The sequence below is a fragment of the Halomonas citrativorans genome (assembly GCF_014898005.1).
In the GTDB taxonomy this organism is placed as follows: Bacteria; Pseudomonadota; Gammaproteobacteria; order Pseudomonadales; family Halomonadaceae; genus Vreelandella; species Vreelandella citrativorans.
The window spans coordinates 574,282-596,945 of record NZ_JABUYX010000001.1 but is presented as its reverse complement, the minus strand read 5'-3'; the positions used below and the strand labels follow the sequence as shown (position 1 = coordinate 596,945).

Below are 22,664 nucleotides of genomic sequence, written 5' to 3'. Positions count from 1 at the left end.
GCTATTGGACAGGCGACATTAAATACGCCGCCCGTGATACTACTTTTTTCCATAATGGACGCTGTTGAATTTCATCAATTGTGATACGCCGACAATCATTAAAGTCTTTCACCAACATGGTGTGCACTTCGGCGGCAAATATGGTGTCAGGAATATACGCTGTAATTTCAAAATTTAAGCGAAATGAACGGTTATCCAAGTTTACCGTACCTACGGTGGCGGCATCATTATCAATCAGAATTACTTTTTGGTGTAGAAAGCCGGGTTGATAACGGTATATTTTAACGCCTGCTTTTAACATATCAGCCAAAAAAGCAAAGGCCGAGAGAAATACCAGCAGGTGGTCTGGCCGCTCGGGAATCATCACTCGTACGTCAATTCCCCGCATAGCAGCCAAGCGTAGCGCATCCTGAACGCCTTGGTCGGGTACAAAATAGGGGCTGGTGACCCATAGTCGATGCGTTGCACTATGAATCAATTGCTGAATCAACAGGCTGGCGGTGTCCTGTTTGTCCGCGGGGCCTGAAGGGACAATAACAACATTCTGATCAATATTAGGGTGGCTTTCCGCCTGCCAATTCAAGCTGGTGACCTCCCCCGTTGCCCAGTGCCAATCTTCCCAAAAAGCTTCTTGTAGCCCCAATACGCTGGGCCCTTCCAGTACCAGGTGCGTATCTCGCCAAGGCCCATGGCGTGGGTCCTGGCCCAGATATTCAACCCCCACATTAAAGCCCCCTAACCAACCCCGCTTACCATCGATAACAGCTACCTTGCGATGGTTACGAAAATTGAGCTGAAAGCGATGTTTAAAGCCTCTTGAGGAGCGAAACGGGCTGACTTCTACGCCTTCTGCGGCCAGTTCCCGAAGATAGCCCTCATTGAGTTTGCGACTACCAATTTCATCGTAAAGAAAATACACCCGCACCCCGCGGCGTACGGCACCCAGCAAGTGCTGTTGAAGACGGCGGCCCAGCGCATCATCTCGCACTATAAAAAACTGCAGCAGTAAATAGTGCTCTGCTTCATCAATACCGTTAAACAAGCTATTGAACGTGGCGTCACCATCAATAAGCAACTCAGCGCTATTGCCCCGAGTGAGAGGCATCATGGCCAACTGCTCTACTGCTTGTGTATCAGAATTAGAAAACGGAACTAAATAAGGTAAGGAGCTTTCCTGGTAGCGAGCAAGCACACGCCTTAACACGCTATCGCGCTCCCCACGGGCCATTACGTATCCATAAAAGCGCGGCCGACCAAAGAACCAATAGGCCGGTAAGGCGATATAAGGAAAGGTAAGAAGAGAGATAATCCACGCGACGGCACCTTGTGATGTCCGGCTAGACATTAGCGCCATGATCGCCGACATCACCCCTAACAGGTGTATCAGCATAATGCTTGTCCCTAGCAGCCAAGAGACCATACCTACATCTCCATTAAACGTATGGATATTTCAAACAGGGTATCGCTATGGTTCTCAATGCACAGAAGCCCCGTATGAACGGGGCTTCTGTAATTTAATCACTCCACAGCACAGACCGCCTTATGCCGTTTGAGCAATAATCTCCTTCCATTTGGCCGGTCCGGTTTGATGAACCGAAGTGCCTTGGCTATCAACCGCTACGGTGACCGGCATATCTTCTACTTCAAACTCATAGATGGCTTCCATCCCCAGGTCCTCAAAACCGACGACCCGGGATTTTTTAATTGCCTGAGCGACCAGGTAAGCCGAGCCACCCACCGCCATCAAGTAGACAGCCTCGTTATCGCGGATTGCATCTATGGCTACTTGACCACGTTCCGCTTTACCGACCATACCCAAAAGCCCGGTTTCTTCGAGCATGGTGCGCGTGAATTTATCCATCCGTGTCGCCGTTGTGGGCCCTGCTGGCCCCACCACTTCGTCACGTACCGGATCAACTGGGCCAACGTAATAGATAAACCGGCCTTTCATATCAACAGGCAGTGGCTCGCCTTTCGCCAGCATATCCACCATGCGCTTATGAGCAGCATCTCGACCGGTCAGTAGTTTGCCATTCAGTAACAGCGTATCACCGGGCTGCCAGGTTTTAACTTCTTCGGGTGTTACGGTATCCAGATTAACGCGCTTCACGTTATCACCCATTTCACGGGTAATTTCTGGCCAGTCTTCCAGCTTCGGCGGGTCAAGCGCTGCAGGGCCTGAGCCATCCAGCGTGAAATGCGCATGGCGAGTTGCCGCACAGTTAGGAATGATCGCAACCGGCTTATTCGCTGCGTGGGTCGGGTAATCTTTTACTTTAATATCCAGCACCGTGGTAAGGCCACCGAGACCCTGAGCGCCAATACCACTTTTATTGACCTTATCAAAAAGCTCTAACCGTAGTTCTTCAGCGCGGTTGCTCGGGCCACGTGCTTGCAGGTCCTGAATATCAATAGGGTCAAGCAGTGCCTCTTTTGCGATCTGCATCGCTTTTTCAGCCGTACCGCCAATCCCAATACCCAACATGCCCGGCGGGCACCACCCTGCCCCCATTTTGGGAAGCTGCTCCATGACCCAATCGACAACGCTGTCAGAGGGGTTGAGCATCGCGAACTTGGATTTCGCTTCACTACCGCCGCCTTTTGCCGCAACGTGAATGTCGACCTTATCACCAGGCACCAGCTTGTGGTGGATAATAGCAGGCGTATTATCCTTGGTGTTTTGGCGCTTCCCGTCCGGGTCTGCCAGTACGGATGCACGCAGCACGTTATCGGGCAGCTGGTAAGCGCGGCGAACACCTTCGTTGACCATGTCGTCCAGGCTCATATCCGCGTCCCAGGTAACGTTCATGCCTACATGAACGAAGACGGTAACAATACCCGTGTCCTGGCATATAGGCCGATGGCCAGTGGCGCACATTCTTGAGTTAATCAAAATCTGCGCGATAGCATCCTTTGCAGCCGGGTTTTGTTCCCGTTTATATGCTGCATCCATGGCATCAATAAAATCTTTAGGATGATAGTAAGAGATATACTGCAGAGCATCGGCAACGCTTTGTATCACGTCGTCCTGGCGAATCACGGTCATGGAGTAACAGCTCCTTGGTTTTCGTCTTGTCTACGGCTACTTTAACGAAGGTGGAAATAGCCGTTTAAGCGTGCAAGCAGTATACCGTATTGATCCCCAAGCGGCAGCTTCTACGATTTCTTAACTACCATTGAATGAGTTTGATAGTGATGTTTTGACAATCCAAACAAGATAACGGTATAAATTTTTTTATTATGCGCTCGGCTGCCCGGCGGATTTCGGGGCCTTCTGGCATATCTCTATCCTAGCGCCAGCTGTTTTTCTTTCATTTGATGCAGTTGATCGCGCAGGCGCGCTGCTTCTTCAAACTCCAGATTCTGCGCTGCCTCAAACATTGCGTCTTCCAGCTTGCTGATAGCGGCTAACAAATCATGCGCCCCCATGCTGGCGATATCGTAATCACCGGCACCTTCTGCCACCTTACGCTCGGACCCACGCTTGCGGCTGCTCTTTTTGCCGGGGGTTTGCGCAGCTTCCAGAATATCTGCCACGGAGCGCGTCACGGTGGTTGGCGTAATACCATGCTTTTCATTGTGCGCTTGCTGTTTGGCTCGACGACGCTCTGTCTCATCAATCGCTTTGCGCATGGAGTCGGTGATGCGATCACCGTACAAAATGGCTTTACCGTGGGCGTTACGTGCCGCGCGTCCAATGGTCTGAATTAGCGAGCGCTCTGCACGCAGGAAGCCTTCCTTGTCAGCATCTAGAATCGCCACCAACGAAACTTCTGGAATATCCAACCCCTCGCGCAGCAGGTTAATACCTACCAACACATCAAACTTGCCCAGGCGCAGATCACGAATAATTTCTACCCGCTCGACTGTATCGATATCGGAGTGCAAATAGCGAACACGTACCCCATGCTCATCAAAGTATTCTGTTAAATCTTCAGCCATACGCTTGGTAAGCGTTGTCACCAGTACGCGCTCACCGACAGCAGTACGCAAGCCGATCTCGGAAAGCAGATCGTCCACCTGGGTGCTGGCCGGGCGAACTTCAATTTCAGGATCCAGCAGCCCCGTAGGACGCACAACCTGTTCAACGACTTGACCGGCATGCTCGGCCTCGTATTTACCCGGGGTTGCCGAAACAAAAATAGCTTGAGGAACAATGGATTCCCACTCCTCGAATTTCATGGGACGGTTATCCAACGCCGAAGGCAAGCGGAAACCATACTCTACCAACGTCTCTTTACGTGAACGGTCACCCTTATACATACCGCCCACCTGAGGCACGCTGACGTGAGACTCATCAATAAACAGCAGCGCGTCGTCAGGCAGGTAGTCAAAAAACGTGGGCGGCGGCTCGCCAGGCGCACGCCCGGATAAGTAGCGTGAGTAGTTCTCGATACCGTTGCAGTAACCCAGCTCCAGCATCATCTCGATATCGTAAAGCGTACGCTGTTCAAGGCGCTGCGCTTCTACCAAGCGTTCATGCTTGCGCATCCATTCAAGGCGCTCTTTTAACTCATTTTTTATTGAGTCAATCGCGCCTAAAATGGTTTCACGCGGCGTCACATAGTGGGACTTGGGGTAAATTGTCATACGCGGGACCTGGCCCCGTATGTCCCCGGTTAGCGGATCAAAAATTCGAATAGAGTCAATTTCGTTATCAAACAGCTCAACCCTCACCGCATCTTCATCAGAATCAGCAGGAAAAATATCAATAACATCCCCGCGCACGCGGTACGTACCTCGGCGGAAGTCCATGTCATTACGGGTGTATTGAAGCTCCGCCAAACGACGCAAAAAGGCACGCTGATCAATCAACTCGCCGCGGGTAAAGTGCAGACGCATTTTTAAATACTGGTCGGGGTCACCCAACCCGTAAATAGCAGAAACGGAAACAACGATGAGCGCATCACGACGTTCAAGCAACGCCTTGGTTGCCGAGAGACGCATCTGTTCAATATGGTCATTGATAGAGGCATCTTTTTCGATAAACGTATCCGATGATGGTACGTAGGCTTCGGGCTGATAGTAGTCATAATACGAAACAAAGTACTCGACAGCATTATCCGGAAAGAAGGACTTAAACTCTCCATAAAGCTGAGCCGCGAGGGTTTTGTTAGGTGCCATCACAATGGTCGGGCGCTGAAGCTGCTCAACCACATTCGCCATGGTGAATGTTTTGCCCGACCCGGTTACACCCAGCAGCGTTTGATGGGCAAGTCCTGACTCCAGGCCACTTACCAAGTCTTTTATCGCATTTGGCTGGTCACCGGCAGGCTTAAATTTCGACTGTAACCGAAACTCTTTGCTCATCATTGCTCCTGAATGAAAAGTTAAATAACGTGCGTAGTGATATCGACAGTTGCCTGCGTCATCAGGCGCTGGATGGGGCAGCGATGGCTGATCTCTTCCAGGCGTGCCCGCTGTTCCGGGTCGCTGATCCCATGCAGTGTTAACGCTACATTCAATTTATAAGTTCCATGCGCCTCCTCACTGTCGTCCCGCTGCACCGTGACAGTAATCGCGGTAAGCGGCCACTTCTTGCGCTTGGCATACATCTGCACCGTAATGGCCTTACACGTTCCCAGAGAAATATCGAAATAGTCGTGAGGGTCGGGCGCACTGCCTTCGCCTCCAACCAGAGTGGGAACATCGGCATACAGGGCCTCCAGGCTATCGACCTCAATACGCTGGCGAAATACATGGTTACGCTGGCTGATTACCGTAATAGGCGGATGCATCAGGATACTTTCACTCCCAGTTTGAGCTTCTCTACAGCGTTGATCAGTGCCTCACGTTTAACACGGCCATCCACATCTGCGCCGTGGCGACCTACCTCTGCACTATCAACCCCCTCCAACATCATCAACGCCGTGGTAATCTTGTTAACTTGATCCGCGTTTTTTACGCCTTGAAACGTTAACGATTGCTGTGTCATTACGCTACCCTCCTCACTTAACCTTATGCAAAACTGATACAACAGAAAGATTCTAGCACGCTATTCCACCTTGCAATTAGTATCATTAGCCCACAGGTTGAGAAGCGCGGCGTCCTAATCCTACTTTCAGCGATCAGCTACTCATCAGGAGTCTATATGGCAACGGTTATCCCCTCTACTGCGATCACCGACAATGTGCGCCTTCATCACTTGGCAGCGCTGGATGTAACAGGGGCAGATGCTGAAAAATTTCTGCAGGGCCAAACAAGCGCTCAGGTAAGTTTAGCGGATGGCGAGTTTGCCCCTCTTACGTGTTTTTGCACGCCCAAAGGAAGAATGCTCGCCAATGGTCAGCTGCTGCGCCTTAACGCTGAACACTTTAGACTTATCCTTAGTGTTTCTCTTGCCGACTCGCTGGCAACCCATTTAAAAAAATTTGCCGCGTTTTATCGGGCTGAATTGATCCATAACACGAACATCACGTTTATTGGCGCCAGCAAAGCAGCAGACACCTTAGCTGAGTCACTGGGATTAACCCTTCCTGAACAGCCATACGCACAAAGCGTTAATGAACAATCAAGCGTTGTACGCGTGGCCGGGGAAATGCCTCGCTGGCTGTTTTGCACGACTGAGACAACGACAGTGGCATCCTCTCAACAGGTGGTGGACGACGAAGCCCAGCAGGCTGCCTGGCAACTTGCCGACATTCGCAGCGGAATTGCCTGGCTCTCAGAGGCTCAGCAGGATCAATTTCTGCCTCAAATGCTGAACTGGGAAGCACTAGGGGGCATTAGCTTTAAAAAGGGCTGCTACACAGGACAGGAAGTGGTAGCCCGAGCACACTTTCGTGGACAAGTTAAAAAACGCTTGGTTCACGCTGAACTGACATCGACAACGCTACCCGAGACAGGCGCCAGCATAAAAACCGAGCTGGATAAAGCCATGGGCGAGGTCGTTGCAAGCGTAAGGCGCGATAATGATAGTGTGGAGCTGTTGGCGGTGATGAATACCAAGGCGACAGAAGAAGCGATACCGCTTTACTGGGAGGGCAACGCAATCACCCTACTGCCGCTACCCTACGCTATTGAACGGCTTGACCCTGAACAGCTGGCGGCCACGTTAAAGGGCCAGGCTTACAAGGGCTAAGCTCACTCGTTTAAGAATCCTGAAAAGCCTGAAGCTTAAACAACCGGGCGGCATTGGCACTGCTATGTGCCGCCACCTCTTCTTCTGTTTGGTTGCGCAGCGTGGCCACGACGCGACATACGTGAGCAACACATTGGGGTTCGTTACGCTCACCCTGATGGCCGCTAAGGGGCATATCAGGGCTATCTGTTTCCAGTACAAAGCCATCATTGGGTAATGCCGCTACCGTTCGCCGCAGCCGCTGAGCACGCTCATACGTCACTCCGCCGCCAATCCCGAGTACAAACCCTACGTCTAAAAATTTTTGGGCTTGCTCTATAGAGCCTGAGAAGGCGTGAATCAGCCCCGCTTGGGGAAGCGCTAACTGGCGCAGTCGTTTACTGACCTTGTCATTGGCCTGCACACAGTGAACCACGACAGGGAGCTTGTATTGCTTGGCCAAACGCAGCTGATCATCGAAAAGGCGCCACTGCGACTCCCAGGAATCTGTAAAGCGTGCATCAATACCGCACTCCCCAACCGCTGCCACCTGTGGATTTGAATACAGCGCCTGCTCCAGCGCAAGGATATCCTCATCGCGCTGGTGCTGTTCCATAAAATAGGGGTGGAGGCCTAGGCACACACTAACATCACTGCGCTCGCCAAGCGCCAGCACCTGTTGCCAACGCTTCCGAGTAGTGCCAGGCACAATGAAATGAGAGACACCGGCCGTGTGTGCTGCTGCAAAAACAGCACCGCGGTCCTGATCAAACTCGCTAAAGTCCAGATGACAATGGGCATCGATTAGCACTGCCGGGCCTCCCTGTTGATATACCACGCAAGCCCCTCCCTGGGCTTGCCAACCTTTGCTTATCTTAAAGAGTAGCTAACTTAATGCTCTCGAGTGGGCTGGAAGCGAATATCGGGCCAGCGCTCCTGGGTCATTTGTAAATTAACCCGAGTAGGTGCGATGTAGGTTAAGTAACCGCCTCCATCAATAGCCAAATTCGTGCTGGCTTTACGCTTAAACTCTTCGAGCATTTTGGCATCGTCGCAATATACCCAACGGGCCGTTTGTACGTTCACCCCCTCATACAGACAATCGACCTTGTACTCCTCCTTTAGCCGATGGGCGACCACGTCAAACTGCAAGGTGCCCACCGCCCCGAGGATTAGATCGTTGTTATCCATAGGCATGAAGACCTGAGTAGCGCCCTCTTCGGAAAGCTGCTGCAAGCCCTTCTGAAGCGCTTTCATTTTCAGCGGGTCTTTCAGGCGAACTCGCTTGAAAAGCTCAGGCGCGAAGTGAGGAATACCGGTAAAACGCATATCCTCGCCGACGGTAAAGGTATCCCCGATTTGGATCGTGCCATGGTTATGCAAGCCAATGATGTCACCCGGCCAGGCTTCTTCTACATGGGAGCGATCAGATGCCATAAACGTCAACGCATCGGCAATTTTGACATCCTTGCCAATACGTACATGGCGCATCTTCATGTTCTTCTCATATTTGCCGGAGCAAACACGTAAAAAAGCGATACGGTCACGATGATTAGGATCCATATTGGCTTGGATCTTAAATACAAACCCGGTGAAACGCTCGTCGTGAGCGGTTACTTCACGCAGGTCAGTTTTATGCGGCTGAGGGGCAGGCGCATACTCGACGAAGCCGTCCAGCATCTCGCGTACACCAAAGTTCCCCATCGCAGTACCGAAGTAGACGGGCGTAAGCTCACCTCTCCGATAAGCCTCAAGATCAAACGTGTGCGAAGCGCCCCGCACCAGCTCGACTTCCATACGCAGCTCTTCGGCCTGCTCTTCGCCCAGAACGGCATCAACTTCAGGGCTATCCAAGCCCTCGATGCGCTTGTCTTCCGGAATATGGCTGCCTTGGCCCTGAGTATAAAGGTGGATAACATCATTGTAGAGGTGGTAGACACCCTTGAAATGACGCCCCATACCAACAGGCCATGTCATGGGCGCGCACTGAATATTTAAAACGGTCTCGACTTCGTCCATCACCTCAATAGGGTCACGGATATCACGGTCCATTTTGTTAATAAAGGTCAGGATGGGCGTGGCACGTAAACGACACACCTCCATCAATTTGATGGTCCGATCTTCGACACCCTTGGCGCCATCAATCACCATCAAAGCGGAGTCAACGGCGGTCAGCGTTCGGTAGGTATCTTCCGAGAAGTCTTCGTGCCCTGGCGTATCCAGCAAGTTCACAACACGGCCGCCATAGGGGAACTGCATAACGGAGGTCGTCACCGAGATCCCCCGCTCCTGCTCCATCTTCATCCAGTCAGACGTCGCGTGTCGGTCATTACGCTTACTTTTCACCGAGCCTGCCAGCTGAATAGCATTCCCAAACAGCAGCATTTTTTCGGTGATGGTTGTTTTACCCGCATCCGGGTGCGAAATGATAGCGAATGTGCGGCGCAGATCCGCTTCCTGGGCTAACTGAGTGTCTTTCATCTTGCCTCTACAGAAATTAGTACTCAGCAACGTAACGCGACTCTGGCTGAGTGATTCAGAATTGGGCGAGATTGTAACGTTATGACCGTTTTAGCGCCATGTTCATTGAAACCTGCGCCTTGAACCCCTTGGGGGAAGACACATGATGGATGCTGGGAATTTTTAAGGGCTACTACTAAGGGCTACTACAAGGTGTCCGCGCAAGCGAGGCCTGCAAAATCACTTTTGAGCTCAATAAAAAAACGCCGAACGGGTCGGCGCTTTAAAATGCTAGCTGATAGTGGTCGCGGGCAACGTTCTAAGCGTAGGTATTAACCTGCGTACCCACACTACCTTCTTGAGCAAGATTGGGTTCAGCGCCCATATCCGCTGACGCCATGATTTCCGTGACCTGTTGAGCCTGAATATCCAATGCGTCTTTGAATATCTGCATTTGGGCCTGTTCAGCAGTTTGCGCTTGATTCATATAAAGCGCTGTACTCACCGTATTGCTTATAGATACATCCATAAAGCCCGCCCTCAGAAGTCAAACGTCAAATCAGCTTAGCAAATAACCGGACAACCTACAAAGCGGCGTGGCGATTTAGAACCGCTCAGCTCGAAAGGGTGACATATCAATTTCTGTCGGCTTGCCTTCGATTATGTCAGCCAATAGCTGACCTGTCGCTGGACCAAGGGTAAACCCTTGGTGCCCGTGCCCAAATGCTAACCATAACCCAGGATGGCGTGGTGCCGGACCAATAATCGGCTTCATATCAGGCAAACAGGGGCGCGCGCCCTTCCAGGCGGCCGCATCATGGCGCTTGCCAAGCGGAAAAATAGTCCTGGCCACTTTTTCCGCCGCTTCCAGCTGATGCTCATCAGCGGGCGACTCTATTCGATCAAGCTCAGCACCGGTCGTCAGACGCACTCCTGCGTTCATGGGCGCCAGCAAATAGCCAACTTCAGCATCCATTAACCAGTAATTCAACTTGGCTGGCGCTTGGGCAGCATAGTGCATGTGATAGCCACGCTTAACAAAGGTAGGAAAATGATAGCCCAGCCCTTTCATCCATTCGCCAGACCATGGTCCCAAGGCAACCACCACGTCATCAGCGTCAAGGGTTTGCGTTTCAGTAACGATCCGCCAGCGCTCGCCTGCTTGCTCAACTTTTTGAATATCCGCCTGAAGAAGTTTGCCCCCGTTGTCCATAAAATCTTGCGCATAGGCGGCCACCAAGGCACCCGGATCGGCCACCGTCCAAGGGTCCAGCCAATGAATAGCGCCAATAATATCCTTACCTAAATTCGGCTCTTTGCTTTCAACGCCCGCACGATCCAGCACGTTAAACTGCACCCCGTAATGCTCACGAGCTTCTTCGGCCTCATTAATACGTTTTGCCAAGCGCGACTGCGTGCGGTAAATCTCTAACCACCCTTCACGGCGCACCAAGTGCTCGGCGCCAGCAGCTTCAATCATCGGGCCGTGCGTCTTTAAGCACAATTGGATAAGAGAAGCCCACTCAGGAATGATTTTTTTATAGCGGCCTGACGAAGAGTTATGCCAATAGCTTAACAGGGGTGAAGCGGCATTCAGCATGCCTGCCGGGCGATAACGAATATCCACGCGCTTGTTAGGCAGCACACTTAAAATGGTTTTCATATCACGAGGGAATGCATAAGGACGCACCGCTTCTCGCTGAATGATGCCCGCATTACCAAACGACGTTTCCCGACCAGGCTGGCGTCTGTCCACCAAGGTGACCTGGTGCCCGCGACGCTGTAAATGCCATGCAATACTGACACCCACCATGCCTGCCCCTAGCACTACCGTTTGTCGCGTCATCTTGTATTCTCCTCAGCGCTAATACCTACGTTTAATACAGGCGAAAACAACGCCAGCAACTGATTGAAAAATATCACTAAACAAAGGACACTTGCACAGCTTAAATAGCTTTTTTCAAGGCTTTTTACAGCAATTAACGCTATAAAAATATCACTAGCAGACAACTCCACTGCTTTAGAGCTTTGCAGGCGGACAAAGCCACAAAAACAGCTTAAGCAGCAATTAAATGCAGGGTGCATGAAGAGCAAGCACAGCCAGGGAAGCAGTAAGGAAGCATGACGAATAAAACAAGCTGTCTTTAAACAGACATTACAACATGCAGGAAGGGATATGAAAGAAAAATGCAGGGATCAAAAACAAAAAAACCACAATTAAGTGGTATCAGATATGAAGAGAAGATATTAAATAAGCAATACGAATGGGGTGGATGATGGGTTTCGAACCCACGACCACCGGAGTCACAATCCGGGGCTCTACCACTGAGCTACATCCACCACAACCTAAAACTGTAGCCGCATATTACTATCGAATGGGGTGGATGATGGGGTTCGAACCCACGACCACCGGAGTCACAATCCGGGGCTCTACCACTGAGCTACACCCACCATTGATAGCACTAACGTACTTAAACTTTCCTAACCGGCAAATGACCATCGAACAGCATTACTAATGGCACGCCCAGCAGGACTTGAACCCGCAACCTACGGCTTAGAAGGCCGTTGCTCTATCCGGTTGAGCTATGGGCGCACATAAAGCATCCCAAAAAACACTGAACGCCAATGAGCACTTGACCACAACCAAACTTGGAAAAGCAAAGTAACGCCTTTCGCGTTAAGTGTGGTCGGGATGGAGGGATTCGAACCCCCGACATCCTGCTCCCAAAGCAGGCGCGCTACCAGACTGCGCTACATCCCGATTTATCACCTTTGACGCTTACCGCGCTGCTCGTCTCAAGCGAGGCATATATTACTATTTTTAAAATTAAAGTCAACACTTAACGCGATTGATTGTGTAGAAGCTTTGCCTGGCCGCTTGGGCATGCGAAAATTACTCCCTATAGTAAATGCTCAAGCAAGCGTGCTTTTGCATCAGCGCTCCAACCTCCATAGGATCTTTGTAAATGACCGCCCAACTTATCGATGGAAAAGCCATCGCTGCTCATGTCCGTCAACGCGTTGCCGAGAAGATAGCCAAACGTCAGCAAGTAGGCGCTCGTGCACCAGGACTAGCCGTTGTTGTGGTCGGTGAAGACCCGGCGTCTCACGTCTATGTTAGTAATAAACATCGAGCCTGCGAACAAGCGGGCATCCTATCGTTTCAGCATGCCCTCCCCGCCGCTACCACGCAGCAAGCGTTGGAAGCATTGGTTGACCAGCTTAATGACGATGCAAGCATAGACGGCATCCTGGTTCAGCTACCGCTTCCAGCTCACCTGGACGCCAACCCCATTCTGGAGCGCATTAAGCCCGACAAAGATGTCGATGGTTTTCACCCCTACAATCTTGGCCGGCTTGCTCAGCGGTTGCCGGCTCTACGCCCCTGCACACCCAAAGGGGTCATGACCATGCTGGCAGAAAGCGGCCTGTCGGTGCGTGGCTTAAACGCCACTATCGTTGGCGCTTCTAACATCGTAGGCCGTCCAATGGCGCTGGAACTGATGCTGGCAGGCGCGACCATCACTGTATGCCATCGCTTTACCCAGGGTTTGCAGGCCCATGTTAACCGTGCCGACCTGGTGGTCGTGGCTGTCGGCAAACCTGGCATTGTTAAAGGAGAGTGGATTAAGGAAGGTGCCATTGTGATTGATGTTGGTATTAACCGTCAGGAAGATGGCTCGCTGGTGGGAGATGTTGATTTTGCAGCCGCGGCCGAGCGGGCCAGCTTTATCACCCCCGTTCCGGGTGGCGTAGGCCCCATGACCGTTGCCACTTTGCTTGAAAATACGCTTGAAGCGGCTGAGCATCACGACGCCAACGCTTAGGCTTACTGTACTATTAATTTTTAGGGTTTGATAAAGGAGCCTATTCGATGAAGCGTATTGGCATTATTGGCGCAATGGCGCAAGAAGTCGGCATTCTGGTCGGGCAGCTCGACAATGCTGAGCGCTATGAGCATGCAGGGTTTGTATTTCATACAGGTATGCGCCATGGGCTAGAGGTAGTGATACTACAGTCCGGCATTGGCAAGGTGAATGCGGCTGTGGGTACCGCCATTCTTCTGGAACGCCACCACCCCGACGCTATCATCAATACGGGTTCAGCGGGCGGATTTGCAAGCGATCTCAACATTGGTGACGTCATCATTTCAGATGAAGTACGCCATCATGATGTCGATGCAGTGGTGTTCGGCTATGAAATAGGTCAGGTGCCCGGCATGCCCGCGGCTTACCTGGCAGATGTTCAGCTACGCGCCATTGCCCGCCAGGCAATCAAAGAGGTTGGCGAGGTTAACGTCCGAGAGGGTCTCATTGCGACAGGTGATGCGTTTATGTCTGACCCTGCACGCGTGGCTGCGACACAGGCCCACTTCCCCTCTATGCTGGCGGTTGAGATGGAGGCTGCAGCGATTGCGCAAACCTGTCACCTATATCAATGCCCATTCGTGGTGATTCGTGCGTTATCCGATATTCCGGGCAACGATGATAACCACCTTTCTTTTGAACAGTTCCTGGACATAGCCGCCGCCCACTCATCGCGCATGGTGGACCACATGCTACAGACACTTGGCCAGCGCTAAGATCGTAGCAATAGCCGGTGTTTACCACTAACGAAAACGGAGCCAAATGGCTCCGTTTTCGTTTCTTACTTCATCAACAGATTTCTTACTTCATCAACAGTTACGCTTTAATGGACCACTCAAGCGACTCTCCCGCCAGCAATGGGACAATCGTTTTGCCCCCCGCGTAAGGATAGGCTTCCGGCAGTTGCCAGGGTTTACGCTCTAACGTGATTTTATCGGCATTAGGCGCCAAGCCATAAAAACGCGGACCATTCAGGCTGGCAAACGCTTCCAGCTTATCGAGCGCGCCCACTTCATCAAAGGCCCTTGCATATAATTCAATCGCCGCCGGTGCCGTGTAAGCGCCAGCGCAGCCACAACTGGATTCCTTATCGCCCTTGGCGTGAGGCGCGCTATCCGTACCTAAAAAGAACTTGGGGCTGCCACTGGAGGCTGCTTTCAGTAATGCCTGGCGGTGCTGTTCGCGCTTTAAGATGGGCAGGCAGTAGTAGTGCGGGCGAATCCCACCCACCAGCATTTTGTTGCGGTTAAACAGCAGGTGATGAACCGTAATAGTGGCCGCAACATTATCCGGCGCGTTTGCCACAAACTCTGCCGCTTGCTGGGTCGTAATATGCTCAAAAACAACCTTTAGCGCGGGATGACGCGCCAGCAGAGGCTTCATTACCGTTTCGATAAATACCGCTTCACGATCAAAAATATCGATATCAGCAGTGGTTACTTCACCATGAACAAGCAGCGGCATTCCCACCTTGGCAAGCATGGCAATGGTGTCATCGCAGTGCGCAAGATCGGTGACACCCGAATCCGAGTTGGTGGTTGCCCCGGCAGGGTAAAGCTTAACCGCTTTAATCACGCCGCTTTGTGCTGCGCGCTCAATTTCCTCAGGCGGCGTCGTATCGGTTAAATAGAGCGTCATAAGTGGCTCGAACGTGCTGCCTTCAGGCAAGGCCGCCAAAATACGCTCACGGTATTCAAGCGCCTGAGCCGTGGTCGTTACCGGAGGCGTTAAGTTAGGCATAATAATCGCACGGCCCATTTGGGCGGCGGTATGGCCTACCACGGCTTTCAGCGCCTCGCCATCACGCAAATGGAGGTGCCAGTCATCGGGGCGGGTCAGGGTAATAGCGTCCACGGCAAGTCCTAAGCTGTTTAAAGAAGAAAAGCCAATACAGTATACGTGATCCACTTGGCGGAGAAATCTGCTTATCAATGTCACACACCGTAACAAGTATCGTATTATAACGGCACTCTTAGAGGTTCAAGGTCCAATTGTTTATGCAAAATGTGCGACGCTATGCGGATATTATTGCCAGCATAGAGGGGCTGGTATGGCTAGGTCTCGCTTGGTCGATTTCTATTTCCGTACATACCGGCAATACCGAGCCGACGCTGGCAGCACTTTTTATCGTGGGTGCGCTGGTGCTATTTAGCTGGGCACACCGACCGATGCGCTATCTACTGTGCCGCTACCATATCCGTAAGCGGCGCACGGATATGTGGATTCATATTCTAGCACTACCCCTTCTGCTCGCGATGTTCTTTCATATCATGGTGGAAGCGACGTTAGGCAGCACCTGGCTGCCACCAAAAATGCTGTTATTCAATCTAATGGCATCCGCTGGCTGGCTGACCTATGTCATGACGCTACTCATTAAGGTTGTCATTCACAGCATCAAAACTTCACGTAAATAGGTAGTAGCCCATGCAAACGGCTTTGCCGCTGCCCCTCTCGACCCCGAACCGCAATCTGGTTCGCCTCACTATTGTTCGGGGAATCACCTGGACAGGGTTTCTGATCGCCATTGTGGTCGGCGTGGAGCTACTGGCCTTTGAATTACCCGTCACCGCGGTCGTCAGTGTCGTTATCGCTATGGGCTTATTGAATATCGCCACCTGGTGGCGATTGGGGCGCCCGCGAGCGGTGGAACATATTGAGTATCTGCTGCATTTATTGGCCGACATTGCGGGCCTGACCCTGGTATTTTATTTTTCGGGAGGCTCCACCAATCCGTTTATTACCTACTATCTGGTGCCTGTGACGATTGCCGCGGCAACGCTACCATGGCGCCATGCCTGGATATGTGCGGTCTGCGCCATGGCAGGCTACAGCTTTCTAATGTTCTTTTACCACCACGTCCCCCAACTGGCACATATTAATAGCGATGAAATGCTCAATCTGCATGTCATGGGCATGTGGCTTAACTTTGGCCTTTCAGCAGGCCTGGTCACGTTTTTTATCTATAAAATGGCCCATGCACTGCGTAATCGAGATAAAGCACTTTCACTTACTCGCGAAGCGGCGCTGCGTAACGAACAGGTGCTGGCTGTAGCCACTCAGGCGGCGGGCACAGCACACGAACTAGGCACCCCGCTCTCGACCATGGCCATACTGTTAAAAGAGATGCAGGATGAGGCCCCCGAAGGGGGAACGTTACAGCAGGATATTCGCTTACTGCGCCAGCAAGTCGACATTTGCAAATCTCGTCTTCAGCATTTGGTCACCAGTGCCGATCGGCGACGTATGGCAGAACCCGAAATACTGGATGCCCAGACCTGGCTAACCGGCGTTGTGCAGCGCTGGTTAGTGTTGCGGCCAGATGTTAGCCACCAATTTGAGATCGTTGAAAGGCGCGGCAAACCCTGGCTTGCGGTTGACACAACGCTGGACCAGGCACTAATGAACCTGCTAAACAATGCCGCTGATGCCAACCCCGAACATGTTTCTATTCGTCTTGATTGGCAGGAAGAGAGTGTTGTCATTGATATTCGTGATCACGGCCCGGGCATTGCCATGTCTATCGCTGACCAGCTCGGTGATACGTTTATTTCTACCAAGAGCAAGGGAATGGGCATTGGCCTGTTTTTGACCCATGCCACGATCAATCGCTTTGGCGGAGGTGTTAGTCTGTATAATCATCCCGAAGGTGGCACGCTGACAGAAGTAACGCTTCCGCGTAGCTCCGCCCCCCTTTAAGCCAAACTAACGGCACAGCCTAATTGAAACGCGTTTTAGTGTGTTTCAAGCACTATCGTTGAGGACATCATGCAAACGACAGATCAGCGCCTGCTAATTATTGATGACGATGAAATGTTCTGTCACGTGCTCAGCCGCGCGTTTACCCGCCGCGGTTATGAGGTAATGACAGCGCATGATGCAGACCAGGCGCTTGCGGTAGCCGTTCAGTTTCAACCCACCATGGCCACGCTCGACCTCAAGCTTGAAAACAGCTCAGGACTAAAGCTGCTCCCTGAGATGTTGGCCGCCGTGCCAAGCTGCCGTATTGTGGTGCTTACCGGTTACTCAAGCATTGCCACGGCCGTGGAGGCCATGAAGCTCGGAGCCGTCAACTACCTGTGCAAACCAGCCGACGCTGACGACATTGTCGCATCCTTTGAACACCAGGAAGGCGACCCCAATATAGAGCTTGCTGATAACCCTCCGTCCATTAATCGAATCACGTGGGAGCATATTCAAAAAGTGCTTCATGAACACGACGGCAATATTTCCGCGACAGCTCGCGCGCTCGGCATGCATCGCCGGACACTCCAGCGTAAACTGCAAAAACGCCCCGTTAAGCGTTAGTCCTGCACCAGCGGCCTACTCCGCAACAAAGCTAGCATTCTCCGCGTTGCGTTTGCCTACCGCATTAGCTCCCAAACCAGCCACCGCAGACGCCGATACCATCGGCGTCATTGCCTTACCCTATTGGCGAAACAAGGACTGCTACGCCACAATAAGCCCCCTTGAGCCATCCATCACTTTGACGTTAGGAGTTTTCGCATGTTTGTGGTTATTTTTGGCAGAATGACCTGCCCTTTCTGCGTCCGTGCCAAGCAACTTGCTGAGCATTTGGAAACAATCGGTAAGATCGAGGGTTACCGCTATGTCGATATGCCCTCTGAAGGCGTTACTAAAGAGGACATCGCTAAAACGGCAGGCAAGCCTATCCATACGGTGCCGCAAGTATTTGTCGACCAAACGCACATAGGCGGTTTTACCGAATTCGACAGGTTTGTACGTGAGAAGCAGTTATTAGCTCCCCAGGAAGATTCGTTACGTTAAATTTGCCGTTTATAGTCGTTGAACACGCTTTTTCTCGCCTGCCTATACTGGGTTTTAAACAAGTACCCTCTTTCTAACATCGCTTGTTTAGGCGGCGAGGATAGCATCGTGCAACGTGATGAATTCGTACAGCAGCTTTGGCTTGACTATATTCACTCGCACCCCGACATCGGCGGTTTGCGTCTTTGGCCTCTCTCCTCTACGGCGGAATACTTAACGCTCGTAACGCTTAACCATGGTCCTTTTTCTGCTTCCGTTTTGAATAACCGGTTGGCGCACATGGGGTATCGTCAGGTTGCTCATTATGCGATGGCTGACAAGGGCCTTCTTATTCGCCTTCTCGCGCCTGATGACCAAGGAAGTTGGCTAGTATTAGCTGAGCTACAGTTGGGGACGCTGTCAAAACTGCCTCGTGAGGCGCTGGCTGCGCTGGTGAATCAATCACACCCACAGGACTGCAAGGGCCACAACTTACTTTGTCGCGGTCGTCCGTGGCCCATGCCCTCCTGGTCGCTATATCAGCAGCTTCTAAAGGCGCACCCTCTTGCTGCCTGGCTGGCGGTTATGGGCCCGCGCCTACACCATGCAGGCTTTGATTGTGCCGAGCTCGGCGATACGCTAACAGCGCTTAATGACCAGCTAGAAAAAACAGGCATGCCCGGTGAAAAAGAGCCGCAAAACGGCGTGTTTGCGCTTTCGACGCTTATTGAGCATCATTTTTATCCTGCCATGCCGCAACGCATCATCTTTAGTGATGGCGATGAGCATCGTCTCTGCCTGGGCGGCCTGGCGCTGACTCAAAAACATATCGATGCGGGCCATGAACGCATCGCCGAAATACTCATTCCGGCCCATGCCCGCTGTGAGATTGTCTAAGCAGCCTGCCAAGGCTGCTTAAAACAAGTAACGTACTTACATTTGCGTTTACGCTTCCACAAACGTCATTTCGGGTACATGGTCAGGCACTATCAGCTTACCCGCCGTTTTTTCGATAATTTCATCGATGCTGACCCCGGGCGCGCGCTCTTTAAGCACAAAGGCGCCGTCTTTAATTTCCAGGTAGGCCAAGTCAGTCAGAACGCGGTTAATACAACCAGCGCCCGTCAGCGGTAAAGTACACTGCTCAAGCAGCTTCGACTCGCCATGCTTGGAGGCGTGGGTCATCGTGCAAATAATATTTTCAGCGCCAGCCACCAGGTCCATGGCGCCCCCCATTCCTTTAATCAACTTGCCTGGCACCATCCATGACGCAATATTGCCATTCTGATCGACTTCAAACGCACCTAAAACGGTGAGATCCACATGCCCACCGCGGATCATGGCAAAAGATTCTGCCGATGAAAAAATAGCAGCACCAGGCCGAGCGGTCACCGTCTCTTTACCAGCATTAATCATGTCAGCATCAAGCTCTTCCTCCGTCGGGAAACGCCCCATGCCCAATAAACCATTTTCTGACTGAAGCATCACATCAATGCCTTCAGGAATGTAGTTGGCAACCAGAGTGGGAATACCAATACCCAAATTTACGTAAAAGCCATCTTCCAATTCACGCGCAACACGCTGCGCCATCTGTTCACGTGTTAAAGCCATGGTGGCAACCTCATTATTGAGCGATTAAAAAAGTTGTTTAGCCGTTAACGGTCAACGATTTAGCCATGCACCGTGCGTTTCTCGATGCGTTTCTCAAACGAACCCTGAATAATCCGATCCACATAAATACCCGGGGTATGGATCTGGCTGGGCTCAAGCTCACCAGGCTCTACAATTTCTTCAACTTCCACCACTGTGATTTTTCCAGCGGTCGCCACCAAGGGATTAAAGTTTTGCGCTGTATGGCGGTACACGACATTGCCATAACGATCCGCTTTCCAGCCTTTTACTATTGCGAAGTCACCGACGATGGCTTCTTCCATGATGTAGTGGCGCCCATTAAATTCACGCACCTCCTTACCCTCACCAATGGGAGTACCGTAGCCTGTCGCGGTATAGAACGCTGGAATACCTGCGCCACCCGCCCGCATTTTTTCAGCCAGCGTGCCTTGAGGAGTAAGCACAACCTCAATGTCATCGTTGAGCATCTGCTGCTCAAAGAGCGCGTTTTCGCCGACATAAGAGGCAAATATTTTGCGGATTTGACGATCTTCAAGCAGAACGCCCAAACCAAAACCATCAACGCCGCAATTATTAGAAGCAACCGTCAGGTTCTTAACACCTCGACGTTTTATTTCTGCTATTAGATTTTCTGGTATTCCGCATAGGCCAAAGCCGCCAGCCAGTACGGTCATTCCGTCTTCGATACCTTCCATCGCTTCGGCATAGGAAGCAACACGCTTATCAAATCCTGCCATTATTATGCCTCGCCTCGTTGTCGGTGGTGCGTACAATGCGCTTATCGGTACTGTCAGTGTTGTCTCTATTACTATACCTGGTTACCCAAGCCCAAAAAGTGATGCCTATCACAGGCTGCCTTAAGCTTAGCCATTAAAGAGCCAGAAGTGTCGCTGGATAGAAAATTACTTTTTGAAGCGCGCAAAGGTAACGACAATAAAATAAGTGCTTTTTTACCATTGTGCTGGGCAGTATGGCATTGATCCATTAGCATTAATCGCATCGTTATACGTTTCATTGAAGGACGGATATGACTATTTTCAAGGGCTTAGTCAGCATTGCGCTGTTCACGCTCACCACGCTTTTTTGGGGCATTCCACTTATTGCGCTCACTTTTCTAAAAGTCGTTATCCCAGTGAAACGCTTTAGAAAATGGATACTTGACGGCTTATGCGCCGTGGCCCTTAACTGGATCGGCGCTAATCTTTGGTGGATGAAGCGCTGGCTGAGGCCAGATGTCACTTTTTCGATTCCTGAATCGTTGAGCCCACACCAATGGTGGCTGGTCATATCCAATCACCGTAGCTGGACCGATATTTTTATTCTTTTCATGGCCTTGCACCGCCGTATCCCTATGCCGCGTTTTTTTCTAAAACGACAATTGATCTGGATCCCGATTGTAGGTCTTGCCTTTTGGGCACTTGAATTTCCGTTTATGCGCCGCTTTAGCCGTGAACAGATCGCCAAGAACCCCACTCTTGCCACGATAGACCGCCAATCCACAGCGTCCATGTGCCACCGGGCGCGGAGCGCGCCCATCGCCATATTTAATTTCATCGAAGGCACACGGTTTACCATAGCGAAGCGCGACGCACAGAAAAGCCCATATCAGCATTTGTTAAGGCCAAAAGCAGGGGGAATTTCGCAGGTACTTAGCCTGCTTGGCGATCAATTGGATGGTATTCTTGATGTAACGATCAGTTACGCTAACCCGTCGCCAACGTTTTGGGGTTTTTTATGCGGTCAGGAAGCGCCTATTACACTACAGGCACGAACATTGCCCATTCCCCAGTGGATGCACGAATCCGACTACCACGAAGAAAAGCAGCATAAGGAACGCTTCCACGCATGGACCAATTCACTCTGGCAGGAAAAAGATGCCTTGTTGGACAGCCAATCCGATCACGCCTAACTGTCTGGCTTGGTGTCTGCTTGCTAATTAGCGTATTAACAGGCTGTGCAGGTTCGTCGCCCTCTTCCTCCCAACGCGATGCCGTACCTACCCATAGTACGAGCCAAATCAGTGGCAACTGGGTGGCCGTTCAACGTGGAGATACGCTAGGAAAACTGGCTAACCGGGCTAACGTACCTCTTGAGCGTCTGGAGCGTTTTAATCCAGGCGTCAATGCGCGTCGTCTTGCGGTTGGCCAGCGCTTGATGATACCTACTCAACAAGAGCGTGCACCCTCCGGCGGCCCTTACCGTTATCAAATCCGGCCTGGCGATACGTACTCCAACATAGCACGACACTTTGGCACGACCAGTGGACGTATTCAGAGCGCCAACCCCGGCGCTTCGCCCACCGCGCTAAGGATAGGCCAAATCATCAGCGTTCCTTTAAGTAGCGGCGGTACGCGTAGCCCAGCGCCTACCCGCAACGCCTCGCCCAGCAATCGGTCATCGCCCTCTAGCAGCACCTCTAGCAACACCCCGGCTGCGGCGCCTACCGCTCCTACTTCATTACCCGCATCCGCGCGCCGCTGGCCTTGGCCACTGGAAGACTACCGCATTGTTAGACGTTTTGGCGCAGACAGCCGAGGAGCATTGCAACCCATGCTGCTTGCGACCCAAGCCGGTGCGCGTGCTCAGGCCGTAGCCCCCGGCGAGGTACGCTTTGCAAACGGTATGCGCCAGCTAGGTGAAGTCGTGATTGTGCACCACGCTGATAATCTGCAAACCGTGTATGCACTGTGTGAACGCACGCTGGTCTCGGTCGGACAGCAAGTCAAAGCAGGTGATGAACTGTGCGAAGTAGGTCAAAGTAATACTACTCAACGTTACGATCTGTTGTTTGATTTACGCCAGGGCGGCAAGCCGATTGATCCCGGCAAGGTACTGCGTTAATACGCTTGCTAAACGAGCAAAGCCCCTTATCAAAAGGGGCT

General features: G+C 51.7%; 22 protein-coding genes and 4 tRNA genes. 10 read left to right on the top strand and 16 right to left on the bottom strand.

Annotated elements, in window-relative coordinates:
* Position 1: 1 nt before the first annotated feature.
* The 5 genes from cls to INT20_RS02630 form a co-directional block, all read right to left on the bottom strand.
* The gene (cls, locus tag INT20_RS02650; protein WP_193053534.1) at positions 2–1,420 is read right to left on the bottom strand and encodes a cardiolipin synthase; all 1,419 of its coding nucleotides are present in this window, start codon (positions 1,418–1,420) and stop codon (positions 2–4) included.
* 120 nt (positions 1,421–1,540) lie between these two features.
* Entirely contained in the window at positions 1,541–3,046 is a 1,506-nt protein-coding gene (locus tag INT20_RS02645; RefSeq protein WP_172116596.1) for a fumarate hydratase, read from the bottom strand.
* A gap of 239 nt (positions 3,047–3,285) precedes the next feature.
* Complete coding sequence (uvrB, locus tag INT20_RS02640) at positions 3,286–5,310, bottom strand: excinuclease ABC subunit UvrB (protein ID WP_193053533.1); 2,025 nt, start codon at positions 5,308–5,310, stop codon at positions 3,286–3,288.
* A gap of 20 nt (positions 5,311–5,330) precedes the next feature.
* Positions 5,331–5,738 carry an OsmC family protein gene (locus INT20_RS02635; RefSeq protein ID WP_192526950.1) on the bottom strand — a complete coding sequence of 136 codons (408 nt, stop codon included), beginning with the start codon at positions 5,736–5,738 and terminating at the stop codon, positions 5,331–5,333.
* Entirely contained in the window at positions 5,738–5,935 is a 198-nt protein-coding gene (locus INT20_RS02630) for a hypothetical protein (protein WP_193053532.1), read from the bottom strand. Before INT20_RS02630 ends, INT20_RS02635 begins: the two co-directional genes overlap by 1 nt.
* A gap of 156 nt (positions 5,936–6,091) precedes the next feature.
* Here INT20_RS02630 and ygfZ point away from each other — a divergent pair, with 156 nt between their 5' ends.
* The gene (gene ygfZ, locus INT20_RS02625; RefSeq protein ID WP_193053531.1) at positions 6,092–7,081 is read left to right on the top strand and encodes a CAF17-like 4Fe-4S cluster assembly/insertion protein YgfZ; all 990 of its coding nucleotides are present in this window, start codon (positions 6,092–6,094) and stop codon (positions 7,079–7,081) included.
* A 10-nt stretch (positions 7,082–7,091) separates the two neighbouring features.
* Here the strand turns inward: ygfZ and INT20_RS02620 are convergent, their stop codons facing one another.
* The 8 genes from INT20_RS02620 to INT20_RS02585 form a co-directional block, all read right to left on the bottom strand.
* Positions 7,092–7,871 carry a TatD family hydrolase gene (locus tag INT20_RS02620; RefSeq protein WP_193053588.1) on the bottom strand — a complete coding sequence of 260 codons (780 nt, stop codon included), beginning with the start codon at positions 7,869–7,871 and terminating at the stop codon, positions 7,092–7,094.
* An 80-nt stretch (positions 7,872–7,951) separates the two neighbouring features.
* A complete protein-coding gene (locus INT20_RS02615; RefSeq protein WP_193053530.1) occupies positions 7,952–9,541 on the bottom strand; it encodes a peptide chain release factor 3 in 1,590 nt (529 codons plus the stop codon).
* A gap of 298 nt (positions 9,542–9,839) precedes the next feature.
* Positions 9,840–10,049, bottom strand: a complete 210-nt coding sequence (locus INT20_RS02610) for a putative motility protein (protein ID WP_193053529.1) — start codon at positions 10,047–10,049, stop codon at positions 9,840–9,842.
* A gap of 75 nt (positions 10,050–10,124) precedes the next feature.
* The gene (locus INT20_RS02605) at positions 10,125–11,366 is read right to left on the bottom strand and encodes an NAD(P)/FAD-dependent oxidoreductase (RefSeq protein ID WP_193053528.1); all 1,242 of its coding nucleotides are present in this window, start codon (positions 11,364–11,366) and stop codon (positions 10,125–10,127) included.
* Between the two features lie 419 nt (positions 11,367–11,785).
* Positions 11,786–11,860, bottom strand: a tRNA-His gene (locus tag INT20_RS02600).
* A 36-nt stretch (positions 11,861–11,896) separates the two neighbouring features.
* Positions 11,897–11,971, bottom strand: a tRNA-His gene (locus tag INT20_RS02595).
* Positions 11,972–12,036: 65 nt separating this feature from the next.
* A tRNA-Arg gene (locus tag INT20_RS02590) sits at positions 12,037–12,113 on the bottom strand.
* Positions 12,114–12,204: 91 nt separating this feature from the next.
* Positions 12,205–12,281, bottom strand: a tRNA-Pro gene (locus tag INT20_RS02585).
* A 205-nt stretch (positions 12,282–12,486) separates the two neighbouring features.
* Between INT20_RS02585 and folD the strand changes: the two genes are divergently transcribed.
* Positions 12,487–13,347, top strand: a complete 861-nt coding sequence (gene folD / locus INT20_RS02580; RefSeq protein WP_193053527.1) for a bifunctional methylenetetrahydrofolate dehydrogenase/methenyltetrahydrofolate cyclohydrolase FolD — start codon at positions 12,487–12,489, stop codon at positions 13,345–13,347.
* A 47-nt stretch (positions 13,348–13,394) separates the two neighbouring features.
* Positions 13,395–14,102: a 5'-methylthioadenosine/S-adenosylhomocysteine nucleosidase gene (mtnN, locus tag INT20_RS02575; protein ID WP_172116588.1), complete on the top strand. Its 708-nt coding sequence runs from the start codon at positions 13,395–13,397 to the stop codon at positions 14,100–14,102.
* 100 nt (positions 14,103–14,202) lie between these two features.
* Here the strand turns inward: mtnN and pyrC are convergent, their stop codons facing one another.
* Positions 14,203–15,240, bottom strand: coding sequence for a dihydroorotase (gene pyrC, locus INT20_RS02570; RefSeq protein ID WP_172116587.1), 1,038 nt, complete (start codon positions 15,238–15,240; stop codon positions 14,203–14,205).
* Positions 15,241–15,383: 143 nt separating this feature from the next.
* Between pyrC and INT20_RS02565 the strand changes: the two genes are divergently transcribed.
* The 5 genes from INT20_RS02565 to INT20_RS02545 all read left to right on the top strand — a co-directional run bounded on the left by INT20_RS02565 (position 15,384) and on the right by INT20_RS02545 (position 19,047).
* Positions 15,384–15,800 carry a hypothetical protein gene (locus tag INT20_RS02565; protein WP_172116585.1) on the top strand — a complete coding sequence of 139 codons (417 nt, stop codon included), beginning with the start codon at positions 15,384–15,386 and terminating at the stop codon, positions 15,798–15,800.
* Positions 15,801–15,810: 10 nt separating this feature from the next.
* A complete protein-coding gene (locus tag INT20_RS02560) occupies positions 15,811–17,082 on the top strand; it encodes an ATP-binding protein (protein ID WP_172116583.1) in 1,272 nt (423 codons plus the stop codon).
* A gap of 69 nt (positions 17,083–17,151) precedes the next feature.
* Positions 17,152–17,691, top strand: a complete 540-nt coding sequence (locus INT20_RS02555) for a response regulator transcription factor (RefSeq protein ID WP_172116582.1) — start codon at positions 17,152–17,154, stop codon at positions 17,689–17,691.
* A 198-nt stretch (positions 17,692–17,889) separates the two neighbouring features.
* Positions 17,890–18,171 carry a GrxA family glutaredoxin gene (locus INT20_RS02550; protein ID WP_193053526.1) on the top strand — a complete coding sequence of 94 codons (282 nt, stop codon included), beginning with the start codon at positions 17,890–17,892 and terminating at the stop codon, positions 18,169–18,171.
* Between the two features lie 108 nt (positions 18,172–18,279).
* Positions 18,280–19,047: a VOC family protein gene (locus tag INT20_RS02545; protein ID WP_193053525.1), complete on the top strand. Its 768-nt coding sequence runs from the start codon at positions 18,280–18,282 to the stop codon at positions 19,045–19,047.
* Positions 19,048–19,095: 48 nt separating this feature from the next.
* Here INT20_RS02545 and INT20_RS02540 read toward each other — a convergent pair whose 3' ends face one another.
* Together INT20_RS02540 and INT20_RS02535 are read right to left on the bottom strand one after the other, a co-directional pair.
* On the bottom strand, positions 19,096–19,761 hold the full coding sequence (locus INT20_RS02540) for a CoA transferase subunit B (RefSeq protein WP_193053524.1): 666 nt from the start codon (positions 19,759–19,761) through the stop codon (positions 19,096–19,098).
* A gap of 59 nt (positions 19,762–19,820) precedes the next feature.
* The gene (locus INT20_RS02535; protein ID WP_193053523.1) at positions 19,821–20,519 is read right to left on the bottom strand and encodes a CoA transferase subunit A; all 699 of its coding nucleotides are present in this window, start codon (positions 20,517–20,519) and stop codon (positions 19,821–19,823) included.
* Positions 20,520–20,809: 290 nt separating this feature from the next.
* Here INT20_RS02535 and INT20_RS02530 point away from each other — a divergent pair, with 290 nt between their 5' ends.
* Positions 20,810–21,691, top strand: coding sequence for an acyltransferase (locus INT20_RS02530; RefSeq protein WP_193053522.1), 882 nt, complete (start codon positions 20,810–20,812; stop codon positions 21,689–21,691).
* A 122-nt stretch (positions 21,692–21,813) separates the two neighbouring features.
* Positions 21,814–22,623, top strand: a complete 810-nt coding sequence (locus tag INT20_RS02525) for a LysM peptidoglycan-binding domain-containing protein (protein WP_193053587.1) — start codon at positions 21,814–21,816, stop codon at positions 22,621–22,623.
* The last annotated feature ends 41 nt before the right edge of the window (positions 22,624–22,664 follow it).

Bases quoted from the DNA above. Each gene is read 5' to 3' on its own strand.
- INT20_RS02630 (WP_193053532.1), bottom strand. From the start codon at position 5,935: ATGACACAGCAATCGTTAACGTTTCAAGGCGTAAAAAACGCGGATCAA.
- INT20_RS02635 (WP_192526950.1), bottom strand. From the start codon at position 5,738: ATGCATCCGCCTATTACGGTAATCAGCCAGCGTAACCATGTATTTCGC.
- uvrB (WP_193053533.1), bottom strand. From the start codon at position 5,310: ATGAGCAAAGAGTTTCGGTTACAGTCGAAATTTAAGCCTGCCGGTGAC.
- INT20_RS02560 (WP_172116583.1), top strand. From the start codon at position 15,811: ATGCAAACGGCTTTGCCGCTGCCCCTCTCGACCCCGAACCGCAATCTG.
- INT20_RS02565 (WP_172116585.1), top strand. From the start codon at position 15,384: ATGCAAAATGTGCGACGCTATGCGGATATTATTGCCAGCATAGAGGGG.
- cls (WP_193053534.1), bottom strand. From the start codon at position 1,420: ATGGTCTCTTGGCTGCTAGGGACAAGCATTATGCTGATACACCTGTTA.
- INT20_RS02610 (WP_193053529.1), bottom strand. From the start codon at position 10,049: ATGGATGTATCTATAAGCAATACGGTGAGTACAGCGCTTTATATGAAT.
- mtnN (WP_172116588.1), top strand. From the start codon at position 13,395: ATGAAGCGTATTGGCATTATTGGCGCAATGGCGCAAGAAGTCGGCATT.
- INT20_RS02605 (WP_193053528.1), bottom strand. From the start codon at position 11,366: ATGACGCGACAAACGGTAGTGCTAGGGGCAGGCATGGTGGGTGTCAGT.
- INT20_RS02645 (WP_172116596.1), bottom strand. From the start codon at position 3,046: ATGACCGTGATTCGCCAGGACGACGTGATACAAAGCGTTGCCGATGCT.
- INT20_RS02550 (WP_193053526.1), top strand. From the start codon at position 17,890: ATGTTTGTGGTTATTTTTGGCAGAATGACCTGCCCTTTCTGCGTCCGT.
- INT20_RS02530 (WP_193053522.1), top strand. From the start codon at position 20,810: ATGACTATTTTCAAGGGCTTAGTCAGCATTGCGCTGTTCACGCTCACC.
- INT20_RS02535 (WP_193053523.1), bottom strand. From the start codon at position 20,519: ATGGCAGGATTTGATAAGCGTGTTGCTTCCTATGCCGAAGCGATGGAA.
- INT20_RS02555 (WP_172116582.1), top strand. From the start codon at position 17,152: ATGCAAACGACAGATCAGCGCCTGCTAATTATTGATGACGATGAAATG.
- INT20_RS02615 (WP_193053530.1), bottom strand. From the start codon at position 9,541: ATGAAAGACACTCAGTTAGCCCAGGAAGCGGATCTGCGCCGCACATTC.
- folD (WP_193053527.1), top strand. From the start codon at position 12,487: ATGACCGCCCAACTTATCGATGGAAAAGCCATCGCTGCTCATGTCCGT.
- ygfZ (WP_193053531.1), top strand. From the start codon at position 6,092: ATGGCAACGGTTATCCCCTCTACTGCGATCACCGACAATGTGCGCCTT.
- INT20_RS02540 (WP_193053524.1), bottom strand. From the start codon at position 19,761: ATGGCTTTAACACGTGAACAGATGGCGCAGCGTGTTGCGCGTGAATTG.